Below are 8,250 nucleotides of genomic sequence, written 5' to 3'. Positions count from 1 at the left end.
TCAACCAATGTTGGCCAGAAGCCGAAGACAGCTTCCTCGAACAGGCCTTATACATAGATGCAACCGGGTAGCAGTGTTTGAAAAGCAGGTAGACCGTGGGGGCGAGTCCATACATAAGGGCGGAACCATAAGTGGCCGTTACCGCAGAAACGGATATGTACACCAGCGAGAGCCAGGTCGGCTGTCAGGCCGCCATCGCAGGCAAGCCAGCTCCCACATTTGAACTGTGTACACCAGCGGGAGCCAGGCAGGCTGTCAGGCCGCCATCGCGAGCAAGCTCGGCTCCTACAAGGGATCCAATTTGCCCTTGCCCCGCCGCCATCGCACGCTAACATCAATATTCAGGGAAAATTCTCGCACAACCCTCAAGTTGCACCGGGTTGCGACCGACACAGTACTAATCGCCCGAGCAAGCCAAAACCGTATTTTGGCCAAGCAGACAGGCGAAATCTCCTGTGCTTGATTGTCCCTTTGACTGCCATCACGGGATTGCCAATACTCATGGCAACTTGACGCTACCCGCACGGAACAAGGAAAAGCCATTTGAAGCTGGAACTCAAAAACAGCTTGTCGGTGAAGTTGCTCCGGGTTGTATTGCTGTCGGCATTGATCGTCGGCGTGGTTCTAAGCTGCGCACAAATCGTCTTCGATGCCTATAAGACACGGCAGGCTGTGGCCAATGACGCCCAGCGTATCCTCGACATGTTCCGCGACCCATCGACCCAGGCGGTGTACAGCCTTGATCGGGAAATGGGCATGCAAGTGATTGAAGGTCTATTTCGCGATGACGCCGTGCGCATGGCGTCCATCGGCCATCCCAACGAAACCATGCTCGCGGAAAAAACCCGCGAACTGCAGCAATCATCCAGCCGCTGGCTGACCGATCTGATCCTCGGTCAGGAACGCACCTTTACCACCCAGTTGGTAGGTCGCGGCCCGTACAGCGAGTATTACGGCGACCTCAGCATCACCCTCGACACCGCGACTTACGGTCAGGGCTTTATCGTCAGTTCGGTAATCATCTTTATTTCCGGAATGCTTCGCGCGTTGGCCATGGGCCTGGTGCTGTATCTGGTCTATCACTGGCTGTTGACCAAGCCGCTGTCACGGATCATCGAACACCTGACCACCATCAATCCCGATCGCCCCAGCGAACACAAGATTCCGCAGCTCAAAGGTCACGAAAAAAACGAGCTGGGCATCTGGATCAACACCGCCAATCAATTGCTGGCCTCGATCGAGCGCAACACCCACTTGCGCCATGAAGCGGAAAACAGCCTGCTGCGCATGGCCCAGTACGACTTTCTCACGGGTCTGCCTAACCGCCAGCAGTTGCAGCAGCAACTGGACAAGATTCTGGTGGATGCCGGCCGCTTGCAACGGCGTGTAGCCGTGCTCTGTGTCGGCCTCGATGACTTCAAGGGCATCAACGAACAATTCAGCTACCAGACCGGCGACCAATTGCTGCTCGCCCTGGCCGATCGCCTGCGCGCTCACAGCGGCCGCCTGGGAGCTCTTGCCCGCTTGGGCGGCGACCAGTTCGCGCTGGTTCAGGCCGATATCGAGCAACCTTACGAAGCCGCCGAACTGGCACAAAGCATTCTCGATGACCTGGAAGCGACGTTCGCCCTCGATCATCAGGAGATTCGCCTGCGCGCGACCATCGGCATCACGCTGTTCCCGGAGGATGGCGACAGTACCGAGAAGCTGCTGCAGAAAGCCGAGCAGACCATGACCCTGGCCAAGACTCGTTCGCGCAATCGTTACCAGTTCTATATCGCCAGTGTCGACACCGAAATGCGTCGCCGACGCGAGCTGGAAAAAGACCTGCGCGAAGCCCTCACTCGCGAGCAGTTCCATCTGGTCTACCAACCGCAGATCAGCTACCGCGATCACCGCGTAGTCGGTGTCGAAGCCTTGATCCGCTGGCAGCACCCGGAACACGGGCTGGTGCCACCTGACCTGTTCATCCCGCTGGCCGAACAGAACGGCACGATCATCGCCATCGGCGAATGGGTGCTGGATCAGGCCTGCCGCCAGTTACGCGAATGGCATGATCAGGGCTTCGCGGATCTGCGCATGGCGGTCAACCTGTCCACCGTGCAACTGCACCACGCCGAGTTGCCACGGGTGGTCAACAACCTGCTACAAATGTATCGCCTGCCGCCACGCAGTCTGGAGCTGGAGGTCACCGAAACGGGCTTGATGGAAGACATCAGCACCGCTGCTCAGCACTTGCTCAGCTTGCGCCGTTCCGGGGCGTTGATCGCCATTGACGACTTCGGGACGGGTTACTCCTCCCTGAGCTATTTGAAAAGCCTGCCCCTGGACAAGATCAAGATCGACAAGAGCTTCGTCCAGGACCTGCTGGATGACGACGACGATGCCACCATCGTTCGGGCGATCATTCAATTGGGCAAGAGCCTGGGCATGCAGGTGATCGCCGAAGGCGTCGAAACCGCCGAACAAGAGGCCTACATCATCTCCGAAGGCTGTCACGAAGGTCAGGGCTATTTCTACAGCAAGCCTCTGCCCGCGCGCGAGTTGAGCGCTTATTTGAAGCAAGCCCAACGCAGTAACGCCGCCATCCTCTGACACTCGCCGACGAACCGTAGCAGCCGAACGCAACCTTCGGCAGCTGCTACAGGTCATATACAGGCGCAATCACCGCGCAAATAAGAAATATTTCCAACGCCAACCCTTTACACATAATGCAAATCTTTCGCATTATGTTGCAGCTTTGCGCGCCCGCGCGCCTGTCCACCCCTTTTGAAGCAGGATGTTCGCCATGATTCGTATGCCTCTGGCTACCGCCAGTCTGTTGGCCATCGCTATTTCCCTCGCCGGTTGTGGCGAGGGCAAAGACAAGGCTGCCGCTCCTCAAGCACCTGTTCCAGCCGCCAGCACCGCAGCACCTGCTGCTGCCACTACGGCTGGTAACGTTGACGAAGCCGCTGCCAAGGCCGTTGTCGCGCATTACGCCGACATGGTCTTCGCTGTCTTCAGCGATGCCGAATCCACTGCGAAAACCCTGCAAACCGCAATCGATGCGTTCCTTGCCAAGCCTGACGCCGACACTCTGAAAGCCGCCCGCGCTGCCTGGGTCGCCGCGCGCGTGCCTTACCTGCAAAGTGAAGTATTCCGCTTCGGCAACACCATCATCGACGACTGGGAAGGACAGGTTAACTCCTGGCCGCTGGACGAAGGTTTGATCGACTACGTCGACAAGAGCTACGAGCACGCACTGGGCAACCCGGGCGCGACTGCCAACATCATCGCCAACACTGAAGTTCAGGTCGGCGAAGACAAGGTCGACGTGAAAGACATCACCCCGGAAAAACTGGCCAGTCTCAATGAGCTGGGCGGCTCCGAAGCCAACGTTGCCACCGGCTACCACGCCATCGAATTCCTGCTCTGGGGCCAGGACCTGAACGGCACCGGCCCTGGCGCCGGTAACCGTCCAGCCTCCGACTATCTGGAAGGTGCCGGCGCCACTGGCGGTCACAACGATCGTCGCCGCGCTTACCTCAAAGCCGTGACCCAATTGCTGGTCAGCGACCTGGAAGAAATGGTCGGTAACTGGAAACCGAACGTGGCTGACAACTACCGCGCCACCCTGGAAGCCGAACCAGGCGAAACCGGTTTGCGCAAAATGCTTTTCGGCATGGGCAGCCTGTCCCTCGGCGAACTCGCCGGCGAGCGCATGAAGGTCTCCCTGGAAGCCAACTCTCCAGAAGACGAACAAGACTGCTTCAGCGACAACACCCACAACTCGCACTTCTATGATGCCAAAGGCATTCGCAACGTCTATCTGGGTGAATACACGCGCACAGACGGCACCAAGATGACCGGCGCCAGCCTATCCTCGCTGGTGGCGAAAATCGACCCGGCAACCGACACCGCACTGAAGGCCGATCTGGCTGCAACTGAAGCCAAGATCCAGGTTATGGTCGATCACGCCAACAAGGGTGAGCACTACGACCAACTGATCGCCGCGGGCAACACTGCCGGCAATCAGATCGTTCGTGAGGCTATTGCCTCCCTCGTCAAGCAGACCGGTTCGATCGAACAGGCTGCCGGCAAACTGGGCATCAGCGACCTGAACCCGGACAACGCTGATCACGAGTTCTGATCACCCGTTGTTTGAGTGAATAGAGAGGCGACCTTCGGGTCGCCTTTTTGTGGGACACAAAACCACCCCTCACCCTAACCCTCGCCCCGTTGGGGCGGTCCGGCGTTCCGGGAGGGTTAGGGTGAGGGGTGGATCTAACAGCCAACACAAATCCGGCTCTGCCCTCAAACCTTGCCCCACATCAAACTAAACGCTAATTCCTCTTATTCAAACTCCCCTACCCTGATAGACTTTGCGCCCTTGTTTTGCTCGTCTTGCTGGATGTCTGATGCCCTCGCTGCTGCTTCGCTTGTCCACTTTGTTTATGGCCCTGGGCCTGAGTGCCTGCGATGACGCCCCGCATTTCACCAAGGCCGAACCCGGTGAAGCGCGCTCTGGTGGCAGCGCGACAGTAAGGAAGACCGATCAGAACGCCTTTTCCCTGCCTTCGGCCAACCTGTCGCCCACCCGGCGTCTGGATTTCAGCGTCGGCAACAGCTTCTTTCGCAGCCCGTGGGTGATCGCCCCGTCGACCACTACTGCCCGCGATGGCCTGGGTCCGTTGTTCAATACCAACGGCTGCCAGAACTGCCACATCAAGGACGGTCGCGGCCACCCTCCAACACCAGACTCCGATAACGCGGTGTCGATGCTGGTACGTCTGTCGATTCCCAACGCCCCGGCCTATGCCAAAGTCATTGAGCAACTCGGCGTCGTGCCGGAGCCAGTCTACGGCGGGCAATTTCAGGACATGGCGATACCCGGCGTAGCACCGGAAGGCAAAGTGCGAGTCAACTACGACCCCGTGCCGGTTCGCTTCAAGGACGGCACCGAAGTCGAGTTACGCAAACCTACGCTTGCAATCACCCAACTCGGCTACGGGCCGATGCACCCGGACACGCGCTTCTCCGCACGCATAGCTCCGCCGATGATTGGCCTCGGCCTGCTCGAAGCCATCCCCGATGCAGCGATTCTGGCCAATGCTGACCCTGAAGACGACGACAATAACGGCATCGCCGGGCGACCGAATTGGGTATGGGATGACCTGCAACAAAAAACCGTTCTCGGGCGTTTTGGCTGGAAAGCCGGCCAACCCACTCTCAATCAGCAAAACGCTCACGCGTTTTCCGGCGACATGGGCCTGACCACCAGCCTGAAACCTGTTGATGACTGCACCAAAGCACAAACCGCCTGTCTGCAAGCACCCAATGGCAATGGCCCGGACGGCGAACCGGAGGTCAGTGACAACATCCTGCGCCTGGTGCTGTTCTATAGCCGCAACCTCGCCGTTCCTGCCCGCCGCGACGTGAACTCGCCGCAAGTGCTGGCCGGTAAAAACCTGTTCTATCAGGCTGGCTGCCAGTCTTGCCACACACCGAAATTCACCACGGCCGCGAATGCCGCAGAGCCTGAGCTGGCCAATCAAGTGATTCGCCCTTACAGCGACCTGCTGCTGCATGACATGGGCGAAGGGTTGGCTGACAATCGCACGGAATTCCAGGCCAGTGGCCGCGACTGGCGCACGCCGCCGTTGTGGGGCATCGGCCTGACACAAACGGTCAGTGGCCATACCCAATTTCTGCATGACGGCCGTGCCCGCAACGTGCTCGAAGCCGTGCTCTGGCACGGCGGCGAAGCCCAAACGGCGCAGCAACAGGTTTTAGCTTTCAATGCCGATCAGCGCGCCGCGTTGCTGGCATTCCTGAATTCTCTATAACGTATTTCCCATAAGCTTTTCCCAAAAAAAAGGGAGCCCGAATGTTCCGTCCCAAATTGTTGTTCACCAGCCTTGCCGCACTCGCCCTGGGTGCCTGCTCGCCCCAGGACCCACAAGCAGTCACCTCGGCGGCCATTGCCAAACAAGTGATCCTGCCGAGCTATAGCCGCTGGGTCGAAGCCGACCGCCAATTGGCGATCAGCGCGCTGGCCTTCTGTGAAGGCAAGGAAAACCTGGAAACCGCCCGCGCCGACTTCCTCCACGCGCAAAAAGCCTGGGCCGAGTTACAGCCGCTGCTGATCGGCCCGCTGGCCGAGGGCAACCGTTCCTGGCAAGTGCAGTTCTGGCCGGACAAGAAGAATCTGGTCGGCCGTCAGGTCGAGCAACTGGTCACCGCGCAGCCGCAGATTGATGCCGCCGAGCTGGCCAAATCCAGTGTTGTGGTGCAAGGCCTCTCGGCTTACGAGTACATCCTGTTCGACAGCAAAATCGACATGGCCGACAGCGCGCAGAAAGCCCGCTACTGCCCATTGCTGACGGCCATTGGCGAACGCCAGAAGGTCCTCGCCGAAGAGATCCTGTCGCGCTGGAACACCAACGACGGCATGCTCGCGCAGATGAGCAAATTCCCGAACCAGCGTTACGCCGACTCCCACGAAGCAATCGCCGATCTGCTGCGGGTTCAAGTGACCGCGCTGGACACCCTGAAGAAAAAACTCGGTACGCCAATGGGTCGCCAGAGCAAGGGCATCCCACAGCCGTTCCAGGCCGATGCCTGGCGCAGCCATACCTCGCTGCAAAGCATGGAGACCAGCCTCGCTGCCGCCAAGACCGTCTGGGTCGGTGTCGATAACAAGGGCCTGCGCGGTCTGTTGCCAAGCGAACAAAAACCACTGGCCGACAAGATCGACGCGGCCTATGCCGCTTCATTGAAACTGTTCGCCAGCAACCAACGCTCACTGACCGAGATGCTTACCGACGACGCCGGTCGCCAGCAACTCAACGACCTCTACGACAGCCTCAATGTCGTTCACCGCCTGCACGAAGGCGAACTGGCCAAAGCGCTGGGCATCCAACTGGGCTTCAACGCCAACGACGGTGACTGATGAGGGTTAGCTCCATGCTGCGACGTCAGGCTTTGACTTTAGGCAGTTTGCTGCTTGGCGCAGTGACACTGGGCGGCTGGACGCTGTTTCGGCAAAAGGACAAAAGTCCTTTGCTGCTCTCGGCGCGGGACGATGGCGACGGCAGGCACTATGCCGTCGGTTATCGTCTGGACGGCACCCAGGTGTTCGCCACCCAGGTTGGTCAGCGCTGCCATGACATCATCAATCATCCGACGCTACCGATTGCACTGTTCGTCGCCCGTCGCCCCGGGACCGAAAGTTACCTGATCGATCTGCGGGACGGCACGCTGTTGCAGACCGTTATCTCCCAACCGAACAGGCACTTCTACGGTCACGCGGTGATTCACAAGAGCGGCGACTGGCTCTATGCCACTGAAAACGACACCACGGACCCGGGACGCGGCCTACTCGGTGTGTACCGGTTCGACGGTGAGCGACTGGTGCACAGCGGCGAGATTTCCACCCACGGCGTCGGCCCCCATCAAGTGTCGTGGATGCCTGACGGCGAGACCCTGGTGGTGGCCAATGGCGGTATCCGTACGGAAGCCGAAAGCCGGGTCGAGATGAACCTCAACGCCATGCAGCCAAGCCTGGTGCTGATGCAGCGCGATGGTACGTTGCTGAGCAAGGAAACCCTCGCCCAGCAGATGAACAGCGTGCGCCATTTGGGTATTGCCAGCGACGGTACCATCGTCGCCGGCCAACAGTTCATGGGCGATGCCCATGAGTCTTCCGAACTGTTGGCGATCAAGCGTCCCGGTCAGCCCTTCGTCGCCTTCCCGGTCGCCGAACACCAGTTGCAGGCGATGGGGCACTACACCGCCAGTGTTGCCGTGCATAGCGAGTTGCGCCTGGTAGCCCTCACCGCACCGCGGGGCAACCGCTTCTTTATCTGGGATCTGGACACGGCTCAAGTGCGCCTCGATGCGCCTTTACCCGACTGCGCCGGGGTCGGTGCGGTAGCCGATGGTTTCGTCGTCACGTCGGGTCAGGGACGTTGCCGTTTCTACGATTGTCGTCAGGCACAGCTTGTTGCGAAACCCCTTGAGCTACCCGCAGGGCTCTGGGACAACCATTTGCATTTGGTCTAAACACCCGTAGCAGCTGGCGCAGCCTGCGTTCGGCTGCGCAGCAGTCGTAAACCATGCGCTGCGGTGTGTCAGGCTAACCGCAATGTCAGGATTTACGACCGCTATGCAGCCGAACGCAGGCTGCGCCAGCTGCTACGGGTCGCGTCATGCCTACCTGTTAAAACGGCCATCTGGAATCACCACCACAGTCAGAGTAACCTGCCC

General features: G+C 59.4%; 5 protein-coding genes. All 5 read left to right on the top strand.

The window, feature by feature from the left end; translation table 11 throughout:
- Positions 1-543: 543 nt before the first annotated feature.
- Positions 544-2,595 carry a putative bifunctional diguanylate cyclase/phosphodiesterase gene (locus tag ACZYSM_RS12175; protein WP_489071732.1) on the top strand — a complete coding sequence of 684 codons (2,052 nt, stop codon included), beginning with the start codon at positions 544-546 and terminating at the stop codon, positions 2,593-2,595.
- Positions 2,596-2,788: 193 nt separating this feature from the next.
- Positions 2,789-4,132, top strand: a complete 1,344-nt coding sequence (locus ACZYSM_RS12170; RefSeq protein WP_489071731.1) for an imelysin family protein — start codon at positions 2,789-2,791, stop codon at positions 4,130-4,132.
- 268 nt (positions 4,133-4,400) lie between these two features.
- The gene (locus tag ACZYSM_RS12165; protein WP_489071730.1) at positions 4,401-5,828 is read left to right on the top strand and encodes a di-heme oxidoreductase family protein; all 1,428 of its coding nucleotides are present in this window, start codon (positions 4,401-4,403) and stop codon (positions 5,826-5,828) included.
- A 41-nt stretch (positions 5,829-5,869) separates the two neighbouring features.
- Positions 5,870-6,934: an imelysin family protein gene (locus tag ACZYSM_RS12160; protein WP_489071729.1), complete on the top strand. Its 1,065-nt coding sequence runs from the start codon at positions 5,870-5,872 to the stop codon at positions 6,932-6,934.
- Between the two features lie 14 nt (positions 6,935-6,948).
- Positions 6,949-8,046, top strand: a complete 1,098-nt coding sequence (locus ACZYSM_RS12155) for a DUF1513 domain-containing protein (protein ID WP_489071728.1) — start codon at positions 6,949-6,951, stop codon at positions 8,044-8,046.
- Positions 8,047-8,250 lie beyond the last annotated feature (204 nt).

It is taken from the genome of Pseudomonas sp. F220 (assembly GCF_057813935.1).
The sequence above is the reverse complement of the archived record's forward strand: the minus strand, read 5'-3'. Positions and strand labels throughout refer to the sequence as shown.

Bases quoted from the DNA above. Each gene is read 5' to 3' on its own strand.
- ACZYSM_RS12165 (WP_489071730.1), top strand. From the start codon at position 4,401: ATGCCCTCGCTGCTGCTTCGCTTGTCCACTTTGTTTATGGCCCTGGGC.
- ACZYSM_RS12160 (WP_489071729.1), top strand. From the start codon at position 5,870: ATGTTCCGTCCCAAATTGTTGTTCACCAGCCTTGCCGCACTCGCCCTG.
- ACZYSM_RS12155 (WP_489071728.1), top strand. From the start codon at position 6,949: ATGCTGCGACGTCAGGCTTTGACTTTAGGCAGTTTGCTGCTTGGCGCA.
- ACZYSM_RS12170 (WP_489071731.1), top strand. From the start codon at position 2,789: ATGATTCGTATGCCTCTGGCTACCGCCAGTCTGTTGGCCATCGCTATT.